Origin of the sequence: Micromonospora sp. NPDC047620 (assembly GCF_043205005.1) — a bacterium.
Taxonomy (GTDB): Bacteria; Actinomycetota; Actinomycetes; order Mycobacteriales; family Micromonosporaceae; genus Micromonospora.
In genome coordinates, this window is the sequence record NZ_JBIDDG010000028.1 from 53,009 (window position 1) to 72,941 (window position 19,933).

Below are 19,933 nucleotides of genomic sequence, written 5' to 3' on the forward strand. Positions count from 1 at the left end.
GAAGGGCGGGCCGGATGGGTGCGAGCGTAGCGAGCGTCCGGCCTGCCCGGTGCTCGCGGGAGCAACGGTCGCCACCACGACGCACCGAGGAACAAGACAGGGTTGGGAACTATCGGTGGTGGCGACCGGCCGGCCTTTACGACGTCGACGGTGCGCGCATTGGCGTGAGTTCCACCAGGTCCAGCAGCCGCAGGGCATCGTGTAGGTATCGGCGCAAGTTGGCCGGCGTGTCGTAGAGGACCACACCGCCGGCGCTCCAGATATCTCCGAGCACCACGGCGGTGCTCTTTTGCGGATTCGGTGAGTCTTCGGCGTCGTCCTGTTGGTCGTACCACCACGAGTCGTCGGGGCCGTAGACGGCCGGTGTGCCGGCGGCGTCGCTCCAGAATTTGTTGTCGGACATGTAGCACTGCCGTTCTGCCTATTGAGCCGCCGTCACCGTGTCGGCGTGTGGTGGCCCTCGTTGTTGGGGGTGGTTGCGGGGTGGCCCGTCCGTCGACGGTTGCGGTGGACGGGGCTGGACCGCGCGATGGTGTGCGGCGTGAGCTACGCCGGACGGGCGAGGTGTCGCAGGCGGTACAGGCAGGCGCCCAGGGTGGTCTGACGGATCAGCGGAGTCGGGTCGTGGTCGGTGTTCGCCGATGCGGTGGCGGATCCGCGTCGCCGCAGCACGTGGTAGTAGCGGCCGTCGACGTCTAGCGCGCTCAGGCTGCGGATCGCGTTGTCGCCGGCGTTCGCGACTGCCTGGAGGCCGCTGCGGCGTTGTCCGGGGGAGTTGAGGGTTTCCCGGCCCTCGCAGAGGAACGCGAAGCCGACCGGTGTGCGGCCGTCCTCATGCAGCCACTCGCTGAGCCAGGCTGGCGTCAGGGGTGCGGTGAAGTAGGCGGTGAGCACGTCCAGGATGGCGGTGACGGGAATGTACGCGTCCGGCTTTAGGGGGTCGCGGGCGCGCCAGGTCTCCGGGTGCAGGGGCACCGGGGCGATCTCGATGGTGGTGTCGAGTCGGGTGAACATGCCGAGCAATTGGGGTGGCGCGTCCCATCCGACTTGCTCGGCGGCGCGCTCGGTGTCGATGAGCGCTTCGCTGAGTGCGTGCGCGGTTGCGGCGGACAGCATGATCTTCGGCCTCCAGGTTGTTGGCGCGGCGGGGGCTGCTGACCCCAGGTGCCAACTATAATCATACAGCACAAAGGCTAGATGTGAAGGCTTGATCGCCGTGCTCGGCCGCCCCGATTGGTGGCGACCGCCCGCCGTAGCGGCGCCTTTCCTGTCGCCACTGTGGTACCGAGCACCTCGCAGGTTGGACCGGCCGCGGGACGCCGACATGCGGCTCGTCGGCGTCCCGATGTCGTGGGCGGCAACGTCGCTCACGGAAGGGTGTCAGTCCATGTAATGTCAGCCAACCGCGCCCAGCCGACACGCTTGCCATCCGTTTCGCACACGCGGATCCGGCCCGCGTCGTCGCGCACCGGCAGCGACCGGCCGACGCCGTCCGCGGGGAAGGAGAACACCACGCAGACCTTGCGTGGGTCTACGTTCTCGCCAACCTCGTTCAGGCTGCCCGGCAGCGGGTCGGAAGCCGGGCGCTCACGCTCAACCTTCTCGGCGTACGCCACCACCTCGGCCTTCTTCCAGTCGTAGATCCTCCCGTTCTCGCCGCGGTGACCGACCGCCTCGCTGTAGACGCGCTGCACCCGGTCGAACTCGCGGGCGTTGCGGTCACCGTCCTTGATTCACCGTCCTCCTGGATCGCCTCGGCGTGTGCATGTCTGAGCAGCAACACCTGCTCGGTGTCGGTCGCGCCGGCCCAGCGGCCCGAAACACCGGGCACGCGGCCGGACCAACCCTTCGCGTTCGTGTCGACTCTCGTATCGGGCGCAACGACACCGTGGCGGTCGGATGCAGGGTCCTCCAGGCCAGCCGTCGGGGCGAACGTGGCGATCGCCGCGTCGGCCTCGGTCGCGAAGTAGGCGCCGTGGCCATCCTCGTCGGTGTCGGGGCCTGCGGCGCTGACCATTCGTCCCCGAACGGTGTCGAAGACGCACCAAGGGGTGTCGCCCGGACCGCGCAGGCCGGCGGCGATCGGGTGAGCGGCGATGAACCGCGGCGGCCGGAGTGCCGCGTCGGGGGCGCCGTGCGGGATCAGGGTCCAGGTGTACGCGATCCGTTCGGTCCCCGGTGGGCTCAGGAAGTGGATGCTGTCGCCGTCGATGTGGCACTCGCTTGCCTTGGGCAGCTCCAGGCGAGCATTACGGATGGTCTTCCCATCGGCTTGCAGCGCGTCGTAGCTGAGCACCGTCTTCCCTCCGGTGATGGTGCGCAGCCCTGACACGCCCGGGTAGATGCGGTTGACGCACATCCAGCGGCTGCCGGGGACGGCGGCGCGCTCGAAGTCAGAGATGAAACGCATAGCTGAGCCTTTCCTGCGAGGTGGTGGTTTCGGCTCGCCTGCCCGGACGGCGGAGCCGTCCGGGCAGGCGACATAGGCCGGGCAGCGCGGCCGTCAGGCCGCTCCGGCTTAGCCGCCGCCGGTCTCGCGGCGGTGGGGGAGCCTTGCCCGCCAGCGACGGGGCCGGCAGGCAGGGCTCGGGATCAGGCAGGGCCGGCTGTTTCCCAGGTGCCTGCCGGATACACGGCGTAGCACACGTGGATCTTGTCGTCGCGGGTGGCGCCGTCGATGAAAGTCACGCTCACCCACCGGCCCGTGGGGCGCTCGCGGACGGGGGAGACCTCGGCGATGGGACCGGCGAAGTGCCGCCAGAGGTAACGGCCGGCGCCGGTCGAGTCCCACAGGCCCTTGATGAGGTCGCCCGGCTGGAGGTCGGCCGCCCGCCGTTCGGTGGGGTCGTGGGCGGGCAGCGCCCACGCGGGGATGATGGCGGGTGGCGTCACGGTCGCTCGGACGGCGGCGGGGGGTGCGCCGTCGAAGAGTTGCCGGTAGATGTCGAGGTAGAGCATCGCCAGCTCTCGGCGCTGGTCGAGGTCGGTGACCTGCTGGGCGAACGCGGCAACCTCGGAGTCGGCGGCGTCGAGGTCGAGACCGTGCACGATGCGCTGCGCCGCCTCCACGCAGTGCGCCGGTACCGTGAGGGAGTGTCCCGAGGCGGGAGCTTGGCCTGGGCGCAGGTGGACCCACCGGCCGACGCGCTGGGCGTGCTCGACCGGCCAGGGGATACCGGCAGGAGTGTCGAGCTGCTGGCCGTCGCGGCGGCGGCCGTGGATGTGGCGATACGCCACTGGCGGGAGATGTCCGGCGGCGACGCTGACGCTCTTGGCGTTTACCCGCGTCACCTCGTGCCACCCGTAGCCGCCGACGCGGACGTGGTCGCCGGGGCGAAGTCGTCCCGGCACCAGGGGACGAACTGCCCCGACTGGGCCATCGCGGCGAGCTTCGCGCGCTGGTGCGCGCGGTCCTCGCTGTCGCGGTCGATGTGCAGTTGTGCCCAGCGGCGGAACTCGTCGGATGAACTCGAGTGGTCGCGGGACCGTTCCCACCGTCGGATACTCGCGCTGAGCTCCTCGATGCGGTTGGCGATCGCACGCGGCTGGTGTTTCGCGGCCTCGTTGTCGCGCGAGCCTTCCGCCCGCCGGGCCAGATGGCGGGCGTAGCCGGCTTCGTCAATGGCGGCGAACCGCAGAGCGTCACTTCGCTCCTGGTCCCTACGCGCCTTGCTCTCGCTGTGGTGCCCGATCAGGATCGGCTGGCCGCCGAGCCGGCCGGCGGTGAGCTGATCGGCGCGGTCACGAGCGGCGTCCGCGCGGGCGTCTGCGGATGCGGCGCGCTCGGTCAGCCGGTCGGCCCGGGTGCCGGCGCGGTCGGCGCGCTCAGCTTCGCGGACGGCAGCCGGTCGCCACTGGTCGTCGATGTCAAGGGCCACGCTGTGGCCGGCGGCGCGCAGCGTTTCGGCTGCGGCAGTGATGCGATGAGTGTCGGAGAACGTGTCGCGGGTGTGGGAGATGGATGCCGGCGTGGCGGCGGTAGATGAAGCCGTGCGGGGCGACGAAATCGAGCACGCCGTCTCCCCGGGTGGGGCCGTCGAGGGTGGGTCCCCTCGGCGTGCGTGTGCCTGATAGTGATCATGCTATGGCCTTGTCGTCGGAGGGCTGTTGGTGCTGCCGGGCTGCTGGCCGGCGTGGTGGGCGCGAGCCCGGTTTGCCGGCCCGCACCCACCAGGTCATGGGGTCACGGTGATGCGATCGAGTCGGGCATGCGGGAACAGAACGCGTACTGGTAGATAGCGGCCGACGGCGCTCTTGTGGACGGATGCGCAGTCACTGCAGAGAGGTTCGCGCGTCGTGCTGGGCTCGCCAGGTTCGATGTCGGAGCCGTCGGGACGCAGGCTGCACCGGGTCCAGTAGTTGATCCAGACGCTGGGCACCGTGTCGGGATCACAGAAGACCGTCGCGAGGCAGCGGATGCATGCCGCGATGAGGACCATGGAGCCCGTGTCGGGCGTCGGGTAGTCCGGCTCATTCCACATCGACTGCGATCTCCAATCACTCGGCAACCGGCGACATGTCTATAATCATACAGTACTAATTCGTTGAGGGCGAGTCGGTGGGTGGGCGGTGGTAGCGGCTGTTCGCGCTCGTGGGCAGGTCGATCACGAGGGCGGTCGCGTTGTCGGTGCTGCCGGCGCGACGCGCGGCGCGCACCAGGCGGGTGGCGGCGTTCCGGGCGCTTGGGTGCACGCGCAGGATCCGGGCCATGGTGTCGGGGTTGAGCTGGCGGTGTACGCCGTCGCTACACAACAGCAGCCGGCCGACCGGGCCCAACGCGCGGATGCTGGCGATGTCACCGCGCCCGACCGAGGCGCGGATGGTGTTCTCCGCGCGCGGACCGATCCACTCGGTGGGCATGCCGGTGTCGCGCATGTGCTGCGCTTCGGTGTGGTCGGTGGTGAGCTGTGTCAGCGTGCCGGCCTCGTAGGTGTAGGCGCGGGCGTCCCCGCACCAGGCGATGTCGAAGCCGCCGCCGTTGGCGGTGTCGATCGGTGCGGCGACGACGGCGACCGCGTTGCCCTCCTGGCCGGCCGGGACGTGGTCGTAGTGGCGGTGCCAGATGGCGCGCGCGGCGTGAAGGCCGGCGGCGGCTCCTCCGGTCGCGGCAGCGGCTGCCGCCGACCAGGCGGCGGTGTAGGCGGCGGTGGCTGGCTCGTAGTCGTCGCCGATGCCGTCGGTGACGCAGAACGCTTCCCGGCCGGTGCTCGGGTCGCGGTATACCGCGGCGGCGTCCGCGTGCACCTGGCGGGGGCCCTGATCGTAGGCGATCCAGGCGGAGTGCAGGAGGTCTTCCGGGTGGCGGTCGGCCGCGTTGGCGCAGTCGACGCACAGGTGTGGCCACCGGCGATCGGGGATGTGGAAGAACCATTCGAACCCGCAGGCGATACAGCGCGTCATGTTGCGCTGCCAGGTGTCACTCCACCGGATGTACGGGTCGTGATCGATGTGTGGGTTCACGTGCGGTGCCTCCATCGTTCGCTGGTAGTGGCATGCGGTTGATCCGCTTTGACGATCTGTCGACCATGGGTGCGTCTATAATCATACAGTATAAGGGTGGTATGTGAAAGAGTGCGCAGGGTTCGGGCATGGCTCCTGGCGATAGACCTCTACATCCGCGCGGTTGCCACCGCCTGTGCTGTCGTCCCGTCTGCCGTCGACCCAACACCTGTGGAGCGGGTCAGGGCCAGGGTGACAAGGTGGAGCGCCCTACTGGACTGAACGACCTTGTCACCCTGGCCCTGACCCGCTCGGCTTGCCTTGGGTCGATGGCGGGCGGGACGACAGTCCCTCTCCCCGCGAACCCGCAGCTGCCCGGCGGTTATCCCGGAGCCCGAGTGCCCCCGCCGGAGGCGCCCGTGGGAAGACACACGCCGCAGGGTGGCGGCGGCACGTACCAGGGCGGCGTTCCTCCGGCTATCCGCTGAAGCGGCCAGCGGGAGACGAGACGGCGTCGTCGTCGACGGGGATGGCGCACGGCTGGCAGTGGATTGATTGTTGGCCTTGTCCGTCGGCGCAGCCGGCCAACGCCGGCAGCGCGACGGGCGTTACGGTGGCAGGCCCGTCTCGTGCTCTACATCCAGATCATCACCGGGTCATCACGCAGGCAGTTTCCGGCGTGCGACCGCGCCCAGTGAGATCCGTCCGGCTCACCCTGCGGGCGGCCATCCGCTCGGTGCCGTAGCCGCTTAGGGCCGCGGCTCGCCGTCGCGCGGGCCGCAGAGGCTATCCGCTGTGGGGTGGGGCATTCGGCGCTACTACGGTGCCGGCGGATCCGCGGCTCAGGACACCTTCGTGGTGGAGCTCGGTCAGGGCGCGGCGGACGGTGGTGAGGCTGACTGCGTACCGGGTGCCCAGCGTTGCCTCGGAGGGTAGACGCTGACCTGGCGCGAAGACGCCCTCCGAGATGTCTTTTCGGATCGCGGCCATGACGCGCCGATACTTCGCCGCGGTTGGGCCGGTCTCTTCGGTGCGCACGGGAGGGCCCGCTCCGGCACCGCGGCCGGGACGGCTGTTGATCCATAGTTCTACACGCTGGCGTTTCCAGGAGCGGATGATGCCGCGCTTCGGAGCAGGTTCCTCCAGATCAGGGCGGGGTAGGTATCCGTCTTCGCCGCGCTCCCAGGCCGCCTTGCTCATGTCGACGTACTTGGACCATGTGCTGGCCTTGGCGTCGATGAGTGCCCGGAACTCCAGGGCGGGGATCAGCTCGTCGGGGTCGCCGTCGAGGGTGATGGAGTGAACGCGCGCCCGGGACGCCTCGGCGATTCCTTCGATCGCGGCAGCCAGGTCATCGAGCGGGTACAGCAGGACACCATCTTCGCCGGGGACCGGGGCGGGCCATCCGGAGCCCTCGGCGCGGCGCTTCGGACTGGTCTGGATCGCGATGGTGTGTTCGCTGCGGCCGGTGAACTCGGCGGCGCCGGCGCGGTCGGTCATCCGCCGTCCGTCGACGACCCGAATTCTCACGTCTGTTCCTGCTCGGATCGGGGGCCAGAGTGCGCGGCGGCCGGGGATATGCATCCGCGAGCGGATGCCAGCAGCACCCCGGCCGCCAACCAACAACCTCGACAACGAGCGGATGCACGCCGTGAGATTGGTGCCGAGTGTAACAGCGTCGTGGCGCAGGATTCTCCTGCTGCCGCGCACGTCTGGTGCCGATGTCACGGAGGTCATGGCTCTCCTGCGGAGGGCTAGAGCGTGAACATGATGTGGCTGGCGGTGACCGTTTGCGATAGCGGCCGTCACCAGTGCGTCAGCGTCGGGCAGAGGATCGTTTGGTGCGGAGCGCGAGACCGGAGCATGTCCTTGAGTGGGCGGTCGGTCAGGATGGCCACGGTCTGGGATTTCGGCCTCGATGAAGTCCTGTCCGTGGGATCGCGCTCTCGGGCAGATCGAAGCGGTGAGGGTGCCCGGACCCGCCGGGCACCCTCACCGAGATCACGCGGCGACGCGCTCCTGCGCCTCCGGTTCCACTAGTTGATCGTCTCCACCCTCTCTCCGGGCGTAGGCCTCGGGCCGAGGATCGGTGGACGTCGGCGTCGCCTCGTCGCCGCCCTCGGTCAGTGCGCCGTCCGGCACGACGTGCAGACGCGGCGTGGCGTCTCCTGGCTCGCCATCATCGTAGTCGCCTTCTTCGACATCATCCTCGCCCTCGTAGTCGTCCTCATCGAGGTCGCTGTCGGGCTGGCCGGTGGGCTTCGGCGTCAGCGACTCACGCAGTTCACTCTCGGCGTCGGACAGGCCGTAGCCTGCGTCGCTGAGACGGTCGAGCCAGCTCAGCGCCGGTTCGCGCCGGAAGCGGTAAGGTGCGGTGAGGAAGTCGTTGAGGTTCCTCTCGTTGCCAGCGACCCAGCGACCCACCAGCAGACGAACGAGGCGAGCCTCGCCCGCGTCGTTGATCTCGACCTTCTCAGGGTCGATGCCGACCAGCCCGGTAAGCAGTTCGTGCTCGTCCCGGCCGCCGTTCGTCAGCGCCGGATCGGACAGCGTCGCGCGCAGAGCGTGGACGTAGAGAGACTTCGCGGCCTTGGCGTTGCCGTAGGTTTCCGCCACGAACTTGCGGCGCAGCTCGCCTGCGGTCTGCAACGCCGTGCGGAAGGCTTCGGCTTTCGCAGCCTCGCTCTCCCTGCGGGCGATCTCGGTGGGGGAGACGTACGTGCTGTACACGCCGCGCCGCTTGTAGCCGTGCGCGTCGGGGTTGAGACAGATCACCACCACCGCAGCGTCGTGCCCAGAGGTGTCGATGAACGCGGCGAATCCAGGCTTGTTGCGAACGTCGGCGTCCTTCAACGACTCGCCCTCGGGGCCACGCAGATCCTTGACGGCTGCCTCGCGGCTGCTGTGCGGAAACCCCTTCGGCTTTCCGACGATGACGACGCCTGCCTTGTCCAGCTCGGCGCGCAGCTTCTTGGCGGTCTCTGCGACTCTGCGCTTGCGCTTCTCGTTGGCGACCTGGTGGCGCAGGCCCCACGCAGTGCCGCTCTTCTTCAGGATCCGGTCAAGTGCGGCTTTGTCACCGTCGAACGCGGCGACCTCGGCGGCGTCTTCCAGCGTCAGGTCGCCCTTGTCGACCGCGCTCTGGATTTGAGCGCCCTGCTTCGCCAACGCCAGGGACCGCTCGACGTGGGCCTTCTTGCGCCCGGTTCGCTCCACAATCTGTTCGGTGGTCCAGCCCTCCAGGGTGAGCTGCCGGTAGCCACCAGCCTCCTCGCTGGCGGTGAGCGCCTTTCGGTGCAGGTTCTCCTGCAACATCGACGCGATCTGCGCGGCGGTCAGGTCCGCCATCGCGTCGTGCACCAGCACTGGCACTTCCAGTGCCATCTGTGATCCCTGCTCGATGGCCTCGATGGCGGCGGCCCGGCGGCGCTGCCCCTGGGTGATGTAGATGCCGTCCTCGCCCGGAACTCCGAGCAGCGCCTGGAAGACACCGCTCTGCGCGATGCCGTCCCGCAGTTCGCTCAGGTCGCCCAGATCCTTACGGATCTGGCGCGGGTGCACCCGAAGCTCGCGCGGATCCGCCCACACCAAATGCGGGCGCACTGGGCCGTTCGTCTCGGGGATGCTGGCCTCGGGGGTGTCCTCCGGCTTCGGGCCGCCCAGCGAGTCGGCATCGGGCAGGATGCCGACCGGCTGGTCCAGGTCGAGAGCGTCTGGCCGCATCGCTTCGGCTTTGGTTTCCATCACAGCATGTCTCCCTCTGGTGGGGTTGTTGGTAGCAAGTCCGGGCTGCTATCCGTCCTTGTGCTTTAATCTTACAGCATTAGAGAGGGCTCCTGCAAGCATGAGATGTAGACCACTCGCAGACGAAGCTATGCCGTATAGGGCTACCGGCGAATGGATCAGCCTCATCGCGGTGGATGCTCCAGTCGAATTGCCGGTGATGCGGCGCGGGCTCGCTAAATCGGTGACGGTCCGCGCTCAACTGATATTCGTTCGGTCGCTCGGCGTCGTAATGGTGCCTGACTTGAGATGGTGGTGCAGAGACTGGATGGTGATCTCGCGATTGCGTGTGGGTGTCGCGATCTATCGGGGCGGCGCGTTGGCGAGATTCGCCTCGATTGGTGTCAATTTCTAGCTAGGCCGGGGACGCCGTATGCCTTCGGCGGCAGCGCCGTCGCGACGACTTGGTCCACGCCGGCTGACGGCGCGCTGGTGAGGCGGTCAGGTTCACGAACGAACGGGTAGTCCGGTGATTGCTCGGACGTGAGTGGACAGCGAGCTTGATACGAGTACCTGCCGGGTGCTGGGCAACCTGGCCGGCTCCACTCTGACTCCGTCCTTCCGCAGAGTGGAAGCACTTGCGCCGGCCGGGCAAGGCGAAGCGCATTTCCGCCCGTGCTGGTCCGCACAGTTACGTGTGGAAGATGTGAGGGCGTGCTCGGCGACCAGATCCTGCCGTCGGCTACGGAAGATGCGAAAGTGGCGGTAGCACTGCGCGCGTCAACGACGACGGGGGCCGCAAGAGACATGGTTTTGAGGTATACGGCGGACACGGCTGCAGCGGCCTGGCTCGCGAGTTCGCGGACTCCGGCGGACCAGCTGATCACATTCGGGCCCTCCGGCTACGAGGCGTACGCCCGCCTGCGGTACATCCCCGATCCATCCTCGCCCGATCAGCTCGAGACCGACGCCGACATTACGGCCGAACGCGAGTTGTGGACGCCGCAGGCGCGAAGTGCGCTGCACGTCCTCGCGGGATTCACGACGACGCCTGACCAGTGCTTTTTCTGCGTCTGGGAAGGCGCCGCCGGAAGTGGCCTGTCGGCGACCGAACGGCACGGCCCGCTGGTAACCGTTCCACACCGCAGGTACGTCCTGTTCACCGGCCGTCTCGGGGACTACATCGAAGGCCGCGACGGGCCGTTCGACGGTGATTCCGGTCCGGTCCCCGCCTTCGTCTGGCCGGCCGATCGTCGTTGGTGTTTCACCAGTGATGTCGCCACTCACTGGGCAGGGATAGGCGCTGATCGGGCCGCCGTCGACAGGCTGCTGAGCACCTCCGGCCTCGATGTGGTCCAAGCGATGCCCAACGAGCGCCCCCCGGCCTATCGGTAAATCAACAACCACAGGGGAGGAACATTGAAGCGGTGCGCAGCGACAATCTTGCGGGTTGCGGCCGCGGCAAGTGTGGCGGTCGGGGGCATCAGTTTCACCTCGCCGGCAGCCGCGCAGGCCCGGGTCCAGCCCGACCATGGGTCACCTACGCCGATGCCGTCCCTGGCCTCGCGCCGCTCGGTCTCGGAGACCACGCACGGTACGTCGACGAGCACGGCCGAGAGATCGATCCGGCGACGAGCAGGAAACAAGACGGCGCGGACAGGACATCGGCGATCGGGTGCACACCCGTCACCCTGCCTGACGATCCTCACTACTCGTCGGGAGATGTCTCTGGGCACGGGCAGTGGGACAAGGGCGACTGCACAGCAGCTACCGCCCATGTCACCAACTGCCTCTACGAGTACTACACAGATGGCACATACCGCCGTAAGGCTTGTTCAGGGTCGGTACAGCTCAAGCCCAAGTCGGTAAGCAACAACCGATCGACGGCACGCCGACCCTGCGATTCGACAGGTCAACTGATCTCCTGGCGTAATCACGTCGATGTCGACGTCGACGGCCAGATTGATCCGTCAGGCACCGAATACCACCAGGCGAATGTGTACTGCGTCGTCACTGGGCCAGATCAGTAACGCACAGCTCGCACCAGCGCCGAGCACCGCGAACGGCCCGACCGGCTCGATTGGGATGAAGGCCCCCACGGCCCTGCGCTACCCGACCTATACGACCCCCGCCCACCCTGACGACCAGGAAAAACACCTCGAACCCCTCGACCCAACAAGCGCGACACCGTCGGCTGACACACCACCGCAACGGCCCGAGAGCAGCACCTCGCTCTCGGGCCGTTTGCGGTGGTCACCACTGCCTTCAAGATCAAATACTTGGCGGGCTGGGACAGCGACCTAAGCGCCGGGCCGAAAAGGATCAGATCCACTGAGACAGGCCGGACCGTCGTTCGTCTCAACGAATCTGATCCATCGCAGGCCAGGCGCACTCCGGCGGGATCAGATCCACTGAGACCTCACAAATGACCGATTCCCGCGACAACGGCACCGGGGCGTCGCCATGTCCGCCTTGCGGCGAGCAGCGCGGGCATCGACGTTGTCGTACCGCTCTGGCACCCTCGACCCGTACGCATTTCCTGCGACGAGCCGTGAGGTGCGCGGTGGGTCAGGTCCACAAGCTCAAGACGTCGAATGCGACGCCGACCTTCGCGCACGCCGTCGAGACGTTCCTCTTCGCGCACACCGCCGCCGACGCCTGGTCGCCCGGGACCGCCGTCAAGTACCGGCAGACCCTGACCGTGCTCGCCGCCCGGCTCGCCGGCACCTCGGTCGGTGACGACGTCGCCGCGCTGGACACCGATGCCGGGGCGGCCGCGCTCGCGCAGGCGTACACCGCGGCGTTCGGCGCCACCGCCCCGGCCACCCGGGTCCGGCACCTGTCCACCCTGCGCTCCGCGCTGGCCTGGTGGCGCGAGCCGGCCGGCTGGATTGCCGCCGAACCCACCGCGGGCTGGGTCCGGCCGAAGGCCACCGTGGACATCACCCGGGTGCTGACCCGCGACCAGGTCGCCGCGCTGTGGCGCCTCGACGTCGGCCTGCGCGACAAGACGCTGTGGCGGCTGCCCTACGAGACCGCCGCCCGCGCCGAGGAGATCCTCGCCCTCGACGTCGGCGACCTCGACCTGGCCAGCAAACGCGCCCGCGTGGTGTCCAAGGGCGGCAAGACCGAGTGGGTGTTCTGGCAGACCGGCGCCGCCATGCTGCTGCCCCGGCTACTCGCCGGCCGTGCCCGCGGCCCGGTGTTCCTCGGCGACCGCAAGCCGACCCGGGCCGTGGCCACCGTCGACCTGTGCCCGGTCACCGGCCGGGCCCGGCTGTCCTATCGCCGCGCCGCCGAGATCTTCGAGCACGCCACCCGTCCCCTCGCCGACCCGGTCGACCGGGCGCGAGGCTTCACGCTGCATCAGCTGCGTCACGCGATGCTCACCCAGGAAGCCGAGAACGGCACCAATACCGCCACCCTGCTCGCCCGTTCCCGGCACGCCTCCGTCCGCTCTCTGGAGCGCTACGCCCGGCCCGGCCCGGAAGCCGTCGCCGCGCACGTCGCCGCGACCGACCCGGCCGCCCGCCGCCGGACGTGGCAGGGCCGGTGACATGGCGTTCGCGGCGATCCACCCCGAGGCCGGCCGCATCGACGCCACCCTGCCCGACCTCGGCCGCGGACTGACGTGGGACCAGGTGCACAAGACCCGGCCCCGGGTCGCGCTGCGCTGTCCTGAGTGCAGCCACGGCGTGCACGCCAAGGTGTCCGCCCGCAAGCTGCGGTACTTCGCCCACGACCCCGGCCGGCCCGCCGACTGCGCCTGGCTGAACGAGTCCCTGGAGCACCATCTGCTCAAGCTGGAACTCGCGACCGCGATCCGCGCCGCCGACTGGCACGCCGAACTGGAGGTCCGTGCCCCCGACGGCACCTGGCGCGCCGACGTGCTCGCCTCCTCCCACGACGGCACCCAGCGCGTCGCCTGGGAGGCCCAACTGTCACCCATCACCGCCGAGGACATCCAGGAGCGCACCGAGCGGTACTGGGCCGAAGGCATCGGTGTGTGCTGGGTCAGTCCCGGTGGGAAAGCTCCCTGGATCGGCAATGTGCCGTCAATCCGAGTCCAGGAGCCGCGCGACGGCCAGCCGTGGACCGTCGTCGACGGTCCCGCCGCCTTCCACTTCGAGCACGGCACCTGGATCGCCGTCGACGACCCGGAGCTGACCGCCTTCATCCGCTGGGTCCTACACGGACAGACGATTCCCCACCGGGTCCGTCCCCGGTACCGGCGGATCTGGTACCCCACTAGCGAGGGCTACCGCCGCCGGAGCCTGATCTGGACCACCAGCCGACACGTCGACACCGAGACCCGGCACGAGGCGATGCGGCAACGCCAGGACGAGCGCAAACGCCAACGGGAGGAGCAAGAACGCCAAGCCGAGCAACAGCGCCAGACCGAAGCTGAAGCCCGCCGGCAGGAAGAAGAACGCCAACGCGAGGCCCAACGGCAAGAACAGGAACGGCAGCGCAAAATCCAGGCAGCAGAAGACGCGGCCCGCTGGGCCGAACAGCGCCGGCAGCGGGAGATCGAAGCCGAGCAGGCCCGGCAACGGCGTGAAGTCGAGGAACGGCAGCGCCAGGAGCAGGCACGCGCCGCCGAGGAACAACGGCGGCGGCAGGAACGGGAGGAAGAGCTGGCCGCAGGCCGGTGGTGGGCGCAGCTGTCCCCTGCGCAGGTCGACCAGCTACGTGACGCCGTGGCCGAGCCGCTGTGGAAAAGAGAAGCAACCCGTGTCGAGTTCGACCCCTTGGGCGTCACCGTCGACAGCGCCTACGGCATTGCCATCCACGTCCGCCGCCGGCTCCACGGCATCCTCCGCCCCAGCCCCGCCTCGCTGCACCGGCTCCCGCCCGTGGTGCCTGTCTACGTCCGCAACGTCCGCGAAGCCCACGAACTCGTCAGCACTGGCAACATCGACCCCGTCCGCGTCGTCCACTTCGACCTCCCCGACCACGAACAGATGTCGCTCATGTGACCCGTCACCAACGACTGCGCAACGGCCACCGCGAGAAGGGAACAACACCGCATGTCGATCTACGCCGTGCTCATCGACGGCTGGGACCAGCGCAGCACCTGGGGCTGGGACGACGGTACCCGCAGCTACTACGCCCAGCTCACCCGCAACGGCAACTCCGACGACAACGGACCCGAAGTCTGGATTACCCCGCCAGCGTGGCCGAACCTGTCAGCACCCGAGCACCTGGCCATGGCCATCGCCGCCGCCACCCGAACCGATCGCGCTGTCGTGCAGAACGCCATGAACGACAGCCTCGACGACGGCGACGGACAGCGGCACCGCATCCGCAGCACCAACCCAGCACCGCGCCCGCAGGCCAAGCCCTCAGCAAGCCACCCTTCCACGGGGAGAGCCATGACCACGCCCCAAGAGCAGCCCTGGTGGCCGGTCGACGACGACCCGAACACCATCTTCCTTATCAACCCACAGGGCAACCGGCACCTGTCGTTCGACAACCGCACCGGCACCTGGTGGCGGCTGTGGCAGCACCAGCCCGCCGAACGTCTCAGCGCCGACGCCGCAGCCCTGCTGCGTCCCAGCGACATCGACGTCATCATCAAGCTCAGCAACACGTGGATCCTGCAGCACCCTGACCACCAGCGAGCCCACCAGCTCACCGACGAACTCGCCCGGGGAGCCAAAGCCCTCGTGCTCCACTTCGCCGGCCTCGCCGGCGCCCGCTGACATGCCTCACCGCCTTCCCGCACCACTCGATGACCACGGCACAGAACATGCGGCCAAGAACCCCGATCGATGGGTGACCGGCTGGGTCGTCCTACCAGGCCAGCCGCCGCTCGCGCATCGACCCGACCCCGACAACGCAGCCCAATTCATGTGCCGGCATCCTCGGGTGTCCCAGCACGAACTACTAGCCACCAGGCCCGACGACACCAACGAGTGCGGCCGGTGCGCCCTGGCCATCGGCCGGGCCCGCAAGAAGGCCCGCAAAGCCGACATTCGCCGCCACGCACACCCGGCCATCAACCCGGAACAGATCGACCGGCAAGACCGCGCCCGTCAACGAAGCACCTCAGTCCGCACCGTTGCCGGCGGCCTGCCCACCCTCGGCAGACGCCACTGACACCCCATGAGAGATCCGCTGACACCCAACGAGAAGCCCAACACTGACACCTCCGCGAGAAGTCTCAAACCGGAGGCCGTATCCGAACGCGAGCCTGCCTCGATGATCTGGGTGGGGGTGTGGTGCCTGCCGGCCGGAGGGGTCCGTTGGGGTGCTGGCAGGCCGCACGGGGACGGGCCGGCATCGTGGTGTGCGAGGTGCCGGCCCTCACCGGTGCCCGCCGGAGGCCAGTACGGTGATGGCCATGGATACCGGGCAGCCGCGGTACGGGTACGGGCGGGGCGGACGGCCGTTGGGGTCGTCGCGGGACCGCGACGTGGAGGCGCTGCGGCGGGTGCTGCGCCGGGCCGGGTTGCGGGAGTTCGGTGAGCGGCACCTGGACGGCTTCGAGGTTGAGGGCGCCAACGCCAGCCTGGACGGGCCGGAGCCGTTCAGCGTCGCCTACTGTGGTACCGCCGATGTGCCGGAGACGATGGCCCGCTACCGGGCTGTGCTGGAGCGGGCCGGCTTCCAGGTCGACGTGGATCCGCTCGACGAGCATGTGCTGCTGGTGGCACGACAACCCGCCCAGGCGGTGGCGTCGGGGCAGGGGCTGATGGCGGCCGCCATGATGTGCGCGGTGGTGGCCACGGTGGCGCTGCTCGCCTCCTGGATCGGATCTGGGGCGGTTCGGCTGGCCGGTGGGGTCGGCTCGGCCGTGTTCGGTGTGCTGGCGGTGTTCCTGGCCGCCCTGTGGTACCGGCGACGGGCGCACCTGGACTGAGGGCCGCCGCCATTTCACCGGGAGCTGAGGGTTTTCGGGGCACACGTGAGGATGCGTGGTCCCGCCCCCGCCGCAGTACATCGAGCGGCTCGACACTAACAACCCGCCGGAGCCCGCCGGAGCCCGCACGCTGTCCGTCGACGGCGGAGAGGCCACGAAGCGGGTTCACCTCGCCTGCCAAGGACATGACGACCGGAGCGCCGCTCACCGCGTGCGGAGGCCACGTCGGCACCTCGTTGGTCATGGTCACCGGACCATAGGACGCCGTCATGACCGCGCAACTGTGCATGCTGCCCCAGCCCGATCCGCTCGCCAGCGTCTGAGCCGCCGACGTCGGCGGCCGGCGCTGACAGTTCGCCGGTTCGGGCTGACAGATGCGGCGTGACCTGCCCTGTGAGTCGCTGTGAGTGGGCGTGGGCGGCCCGCCCGGGGCGTCCGGCATCAGCAAGCTTGTTACTCGCTGGTAGAAGTACGGTGAGCCAATTCCGGTACGGTCTTCGGCCATGGGGATCTCCTGAGTACGGCAAGGTCATCCGGCTTTCTCCCAGCGACATGGTCACGTGCCGCCCGCACGGTCACACACGTCAGCGTGTCTGCGTGCGCGGTGACGACATCCCGTCGAGTGGCGACGCGGAGGTGGGCCCGTTGCTCAGTAGGTGGACGGACGTGCATGCTCGACCGGTAACCGGTTGATTGGGCACTGGTGATCCGTCGGCTGACGGTCGGCCGAGCCCGTCGCTGTTCCGCCGGACCCGTGACGATCGACGGCCCACTCACCTTCGGTGTACAGGTCAACGGCGGCACAGCGGCTTGCTGTGTTCTCCATGAACTTGCCTGTCGCACTGCGACACGAACTGTGTGGGTACCGCCGGCCTCGCGCTACCCGGCGGCCAGTTGCCTCCGATCGGCCGGGCGTGTGATGCTAGCCGTACGGATCGGCGCTGCGGTCGTGCCGCGGGGTTACCGGAGATCATGTCCACTTCGCCAGGATCGATCGCGGACGCGCGGGTTCCTGGCGGCTTTCTGTACCCCGTCAGGAGCTTGGCAATGACCAGCTACAGCGTTCTGCCCACCGGTCCCCGGACCACTGTGATCGCGACATGGTCCGGCGAGGAGTGCGACCAAAGCTGCAAGATCACCACCCTTGACGACCCGGAGCGCGCTGCCCGTCTCGCCACCGTCCTCACACGGCTGTCTGAGGACACGTGGGACGCGGCGGCATTCCTTGATACTCATCCGGCCATTGAGGAGGTGATCGAACACATCATCGATGCGTTGCGTGATTCGGAGGCCACGATCGACCCGATCGTGCTGATGGCCGACGAGGGTAACCGCCACGCGGAGGCGTGGAGCCACAAGGACCTCGCGCGGTTGCTCGCCGGAGACCTGCCCGAGATGTTCAGCTCATTGCCACGGACCCAGCGACTTTCGATCGCCGACGAGATCGCCGCCGACGCGGCGGAACGGGCCGAGGCGCTGCGCTTACTGCCGACCGGGCGTGATCCGGAGCTCGCGTCCTCGCGGATATGGCAGATGTGCGAGGTGACTCGGTCGCTGCGCAACGGAGATGCTGGACCGCTGCCAGACGGCGCGGCCGGGTGGATCGTGCAGGCGTGGGTGTTCGAAACAAGTCCAGCACGACGGTGGGGCGCCCGCGAACAACTGGTGCGCATCGAGCAACTCGTCGCGGCGTGTATCGCCAGCGGCGGCAGAGCCACAGCGGACGATGACCCACTCGAAGCGCACCTGGTCTTTCCCCAACCGGATGAGGTCCATTCGAAGGTTCTGTACGTCCGCCCGGCGCAAAAGCAGCGCAGCAAGTGGGCGAGCGACCCGGTTGCTCCCATGGTGGTGACCGAGTCGCGCTGGGACTCCGGGGCCGTCGAACTGGGCGAGGTCTGGGCTACCGACGATGACGGCTTCGCCAAGCTCCTCGGCGAGTGGACCCGCGCCGTGCCGTACTTGAGAAAGACCGATACGTACGTCGATCCCAACACGTGGGAGTAACCCGGTCCGCTCGGATGACCACCCGGCGGCAACAGACTGTCCGGCCAGGAGGTAGCGCCTGAATCTGTCTACGGGTATAGCGGTGCGGGCGGCTTCCAGTGGCGGTCGGCGCGGGCGCGGCGAGTGCGGATGAGACCGCGCAGCAGGAACGGCACTAGGTCCTCGATGAACGGCAGCCCCGCCTCGGCTAACTCGGTCCTGAGTTCGTCCATGTCGCGTTCGTACTCTCGCAAGGCGGCTTGTCGTGCGGACTCCGGATCACGCAGAAGTGGCTGGCAAGGATCAGGTCGTTGACGCCGTGCACAGCCTCATGCGTGTCGTCCGCGCCGAGTCCGCGCTACGAGGCGTCCGGCAGCGGTCGCCTGACCTGCTCGCGCCCCGCTGCGATACACGACCTGACAACCTGAGGGCGGTGAGCCGGATGAGCCGGGAGGCTCACGCCCGGATCCCGGGAACGGCGGGGAAAGGTCCCCGCCGTCTACCTGGCATTCCTGGTTAGGGGCGGGAGCGGGGCGGGACGGCTGGCGCGGTCATGGTCAGGTATCGGTAGCCGAGCTCGGTGAGTCTGTCGGCGTTGAGGCAGTGTCGTCCGTCGAGGATCAGCGGTGAGCGCATGGTGGGGGCGAACTTGGCCCAGTCGAGGTCGCGGTAGTGCGTCCATTCGGTGGCGACCACGATGGCGTCGGCGTCGTCGAACACGTCTTCGACGCGGTTGGCGAGGTGCTCGGCCAGGGTGGGTTGTTCGCGGCGAAAGCGGTCTGAGGCGACGGGGTCGTGCAGGGTGATTCGGGCGCCGCGTTCGAGGAGCAGGTTCGCGATGTCGATGGCGGGTGAGTCGCGTAGGTCGTCGGTGTCGGGTTTGAACGCGAGGCCGAGGATGCCGATCTTTCGGCCTTTGATGATGTGGAGTTCGTCGAGGAGTCGGTCGACGACCTTGGTGCGTTGGCGGTGGTTGACGTCGCGGGCGGCGGTGACGATTGGCGTGGGGAGGTGGTATTCGCTGGCGGTGGCGATGAGGGCTGCGGTGTCTTTGCCGAAGCAGGATCCGCCCCAGCCGATGCCGGGATTCAGGAAGCGGGGGCCGATGCGGGCGTCGAGGCCGGTGCCGCGGGCGACTTCGCGGATGTCGGCGCCGACCTTGCCGGCGATGGCGGCGATCTCGTTGATGTAGCTGATCTTGAGGGCGAGGAAGGCGTTGGCCGCGTACTTGATCAGCTCGGCGGAGGCCAGGTCGGTGGAGACCAGCGGCACGGCGCTCATGCCGGCGGGGCGGGGCAGCACGGTGGGCGGGGTGAAGGACTGGTTGAGGATGGGACGGTAGAGCTGGTTGAGGACGTCCAGGCTGGCTTGGCTGTCGGAGCCGATGACGATCCGGTCCGGGTAGAGAGTGTCGGCGAGCGCGGTGCCCTCGCGCAGGAACTCGGGGTTCGACGCTACGGCGAATCGCCCGTCGGGGCGGTGGCCGTGGTGGCGTTCGTACGCTTCGCGCAGGATCGCGTCGACCCAGTTGCCGGAGCCGATCGGGACGGTGCTCTTGTTGACCACGACGGTGAAATCGCCGCGAAGGTGCTGGGCGACGCTTTCGGCGGCGGACCGCAGGTACTGCAGGTCGGGGTTGCCGTTGTCCAGTTGCGGCGTCTGCACGGCGATGAACACGACGTCGGCGTCGGGTACGCCGACGGCGTAGTCGGTGGTGAACGTGATGTGGGGGGCGGCCTGTTCCAGGAGCGCTTCGAGGTGGGGCTCGTAGATCGGGCATTGGCCGGCACGGAGGGTGTCGATCTTCTGCTTGTCGAGGTCGATGCAGGTGGTGTCGTGGCCGAGGAAGGCCAGGCTGACGCTGGTGGTGAGACCGACGTATCCGGTGCCGACAACACAGACCTTCATTGCGCGTGTCCT

At 68.5% G+C, this 19,933-nt stretch carries 18 protein-coding genes; 6 read left to right on the forward strand and 12 right to left on the reverse strand.

Translation table 11 applies throughout. The features are described from left to right. Positions 1-136: 136 nt before the first annotated feature. The 10 genes from ACGF5C_RS27255 to ACGF5C_RS27300 form a co-directional block, all read right to left on the reverse strand. The gene (locus tag ACGF5C_RS27255; RefSeq protein WP_393306103.1) at positions 137-403 is read right to left on the reverse strand and encodes a hypothetical protein; all 267 of its coding nucleotides are present in this window, start codon (positions 401-403) and stop codon (positions 137-139) included. A 143-nt stretch (positions 404-546) separates the two neighbouring features. After that, a complete protein-coding gene (locus tag ACGF5C_RS27260) occupies positions 547-1,116 on the reverse strand; it encodes a hypothetical protein (RefSeq protein ID WP_393306105.1) in 570 nt (189 codons plus the stop codon). Between the two features lie 251 nt (positions 1,117-1,367). Continuing rightward, positions 1,368-1,616, reverse strand: coding sequence for a hypothetical protein (locus tag ACGF5C_RS27265; protein ID WP_393306107.1), 249 nt, complete (start codon positions 1,614-1,616; stop codon positions 1,368-1,370). Beyond that, positions 1,553-2,410 (reverse strand): hypothetical protein, encoded by an 858-nt coding sequence (locus ACGF5C_RS27270; RefSeq protein WP_393306109.1) that lies wholly within the window; start codon positions 2,408-2,410, stop codon positions 1,553-1,555. The genes ACGF5C_RS27265 and ACGF5C_RS27270 overlap by 64 nt, the downstream gene beginning before the upstream one ends. Before the next feature lie 182 nt (positions 2,411-2,592). Then, positions 2,593-3,291 (reverse strand): hypothetical protein, encoded by a 699-nt coding sequence (locus ACGF5C_RS27275; protein WP_393306111.1) that lies wholly within the window; start codon positions 3,289-3,291, stop codon positions 2,593-2,595. Continuing rightward, on the reverse strand, positions 3,288-3,878 hold the full coding sequence (locus ACGF5C_RS27280; protein WP_393306113.1) for a DUF3560 domain-containing protein: 591 nt from the start codon (positions 3,876-3,878) through the stop codon (positions 3,288-3,290). The genes ACGF5C_RS27275 and ACGF5C_RS27280 overlap by 4 nt, the downstream gene beginning before the upstream one ends. A 297-nt stretch (positions 3,879-4,175) precedes the next feature. Then, positions 4,176-4,481 (reverse strand): hypothetical protein, encoded by a 306-nt coding sequence (locus tag ACGF5C_RS27285; RefSeq protein ID WP_393306115.1) that lies wholly within the window; start codon positions 4,479-4,481, stop codon positions 4,176-4,178. 55 nt (positions 4,482-4,536) lie between these two features. Next, the gene (locus ACGF5C_RS27290) at positions 4,537-5,475 is read right to left on the reverse strand and encodes a PP2C family protein-serine/threonine phosphatase (RefSeq protein WP_393306117.1); all 939 of its coding nucleotides are present in this window, start codon (positions 5,473-5,475) and stop codon (positions 4,537-4,539) included. A 750-nt stretch (positions 5,476-6,225) separates the two neighbouring features. Then, complete coding sequence (locus ACGF5C_RS27295; RefSeq protein WP_393306119.1) at positions 6,226-6,939, reverse strand: GntR family transcriptional regulator; 714 nt, start codon at positions 6,937-6,939, stop codon at positions 6,226-6,228. A gap of 501 nt (positions 6,940-7,440) precedes the next feature. Then, entirely contained in the window at positions 7,441-9,183 is a 1,743-nt protein-coding gene (locus ACGF5C_RS27300; RefSeq protein WP_393306164.1) for a ParB/RepB/Spo0J family partition protein, read from the reverse strand. A gap of 693 nt (positions 9,184-9,876) precedes the next feature. Here ACGF5C_RS27300 and ACGF5C_RS27305 point away from each other — a divergent pair. From ACGF5C_RS27305 to ACGF5C_RS27330, 6 genes are all read left to right on the forward strand, one after another. Next, positions 9,877-10,557: a hypothetical protein gene (locus ACGF5C_RS27305; RefSeq protein WP_393306121.1), complete on the forward strand. Its 681-nt coding sequence runs from the start codon at positions 9,877-9,879 to the stop codon at positions 10,555-10,557. A 1,168-nt stretch (positions 10,558-11,725) separates the two neighbouring features. Further along, positions 11,726-12,718 (forward strand): tyrosine-type recombinase/integrase, encoded by a 993-nt coding sequence (locus tag ACGF5C_RS27310; RefSeq protein WP_393306123.1) that lies wholly within the window; start codon positions 11,726-11,728, stop codon positions 12,716-12,718. A 1-nt stretch (position 12,719) separates the two neighbouring features. Continuing rightward, on the forward strand, positions 12,720-14,141 hold the full coding sequence (locus ACGF5C_RS27315) for a competence protein CoiA family protein (protein ID WP_393306125.1): 1,422 nt from the start codon (positions 12,720-12,722) through the stop codon (positions 14,139-14,141). Positions 14,142-14,192: 51 nt separating this feature from the next. Further along, positions 14,193-14,867 carry a hypothetical protein gene (locus tag ACGF5C_RS27320; RefSeq protein WP_393306127.1) on the forward strand — a complete coding sequence of 225 codons (675 nt, stop codon included), beginning with the start codon at positions 14,193-14,195 and terminating at the stop codon, positions 14,865-14,867. Between the two features lie 641 nt (positions 14,868-15,508). Beyond that, positions 15,509-16,027 (forward strand): hypothetical protein, encoded by a 519-nt coding sequence (locus ACGF5C_RS27325; protein ID WP_393306129.1) that lies wholly within the window; start codon positions 15,509-15,511, stop codon positions 16,025-16,027. Positions 16,028-17,074: 1,047 nt separating this feature from the next. Next, complete coding sequence (locus tag ACGF5C_RS27330) at positions 17,075-18,034, forward strand: hypothetical protein (protein ID WP_393306131.1); 960 nt, start codon at positions 17,075-17,077, stop codon at positions 18,032-18,034. A gap of 68 nt (positions 18,035-18,102) precedes the next feature. Here ACGF5C_RS27330 and ACGF5C_RS27335 read toward each other — a convergent pair whose 3' ends face one another. Together ACGF5C_RS27335 and ACGF5C_RS27340 are read right to left on the reverse strand one after the other, a co-directional pair. After that, complete coding sequence (locus ACGF5C_RS27335; RefSeq protein WP_393306133.1) at positions 18,103-18,246, reverse strand: hypothetical protein; 144 nt, start codon at positions 18,244-18,246, stop codon at positions 18,103-18,105. Between the two features lie 283 nt (positions 18,247-18,529). Next, positions 18,530-19,921 carry a UDP-glucose dehydrogenase family protein gene (locus ACGF5C_RS27340; RefSeq protein ID WP_393306134.1) on the reverse strand — a complete coding sequence of 464 codons (1,392 nt, stop codon included), beginning with the start codon at positions 19,919-19,921 and terminating at the stop codon, positions 18,530-18,532. Positions 19,922-19,933 lie beyond the last annotated feature (12 nt).

Coding starts and splice junctions, on each gene's coding strand:
- ACGF5C_RS27260 (WP_393306105.1), bottom strand. CDS start 1,116: ATGCTGTCCGCCGCAACCGCGCACGCACTCAGCGAAGCGCTCATCGAC.
- ACGF5C_RS27255 (WP_393306103.1), bottom strand. CDS start 403: ATGTCCGACAACAAATTCTGGAGCGACGCCGCCGGCACACCGGCCGTC.
- ACGF5C_RS27290 (WP_393306117.1), bottom strand. CDS start 5,475: ATGGAGGCACCGCACGTGAACCCACACATCGATCACGACCCGTACATC.
- ACGF5C_RS27335 (WP_393306133.1), bottom strand. CDS start 18,246: ATGGACGAACTCAGGACCGAGTTAGCCGAGGCGGGGCTGCCGTTCATC.
- ACGF5C_RS27325 (WP_393306129.1), top strand. CDS start 15,509: ATGGATACCGGGCAGCCGCGGTACGGGTACGGGCGGGGCGGACGGCCG.
- ACGF5C_RS27315 (WP_393306125.1), top strand. CDS start 12,720: ATGGCGTTCGCGGCGATCCACCCCGAGGCCGGCCGCATCGACGCCACC.
- ACGF5C_RS27320 (WP_393306127.1), top strand. CDS start 14,193: ATGTCGATCTACGCCGTGCTCATCGACGGCTGGGACCAGCGCAGCACC.
- ACGF5C_RS27285 (WP_393306115.1), bottom strand. CDS start 4,481: ATGTGGAATGAGCCGGACTACCCGACGCCCGACACGGGCTCCATGGTC.
- ACGF5C_RS27270 (WP_393306109.1), bottom strand. CDS start 2,410: ATGCGTTTCATCTCTGACTTCGAGCGCGCCGCCGTCCCCGGCAGCCGC.
- ACGF5C_RS27330 (WP_393306131.1), top strand. CDS start 17,075: ATGACCAGCTACAGCGTTCTGCCCACCGGTCCCCGGACCACTGTGATC.
- ACGF5C_RS27300 (WP_393306164.1), bottom strand. CDS start 9,183: ATGGAAACCAAAGCCGAAGCGATGCGGCCAGACGCTCTCGACCTGGAC.
- ACGF5C_RS27340 (WP_393306134.1), bottom strand. CDS start 19,921: ATGAAGGTCTGTGTTGTCGGCACCGGATACGTCGGTCTCACCACCAGC.
- ACGF5C_RS27295 (WP_393306119.1), bottom strand. CDS start 6,939: ATGACCGACCGCGCCGGCGCCGCCGAGTTCACCGGCCGCAGCGAACAC.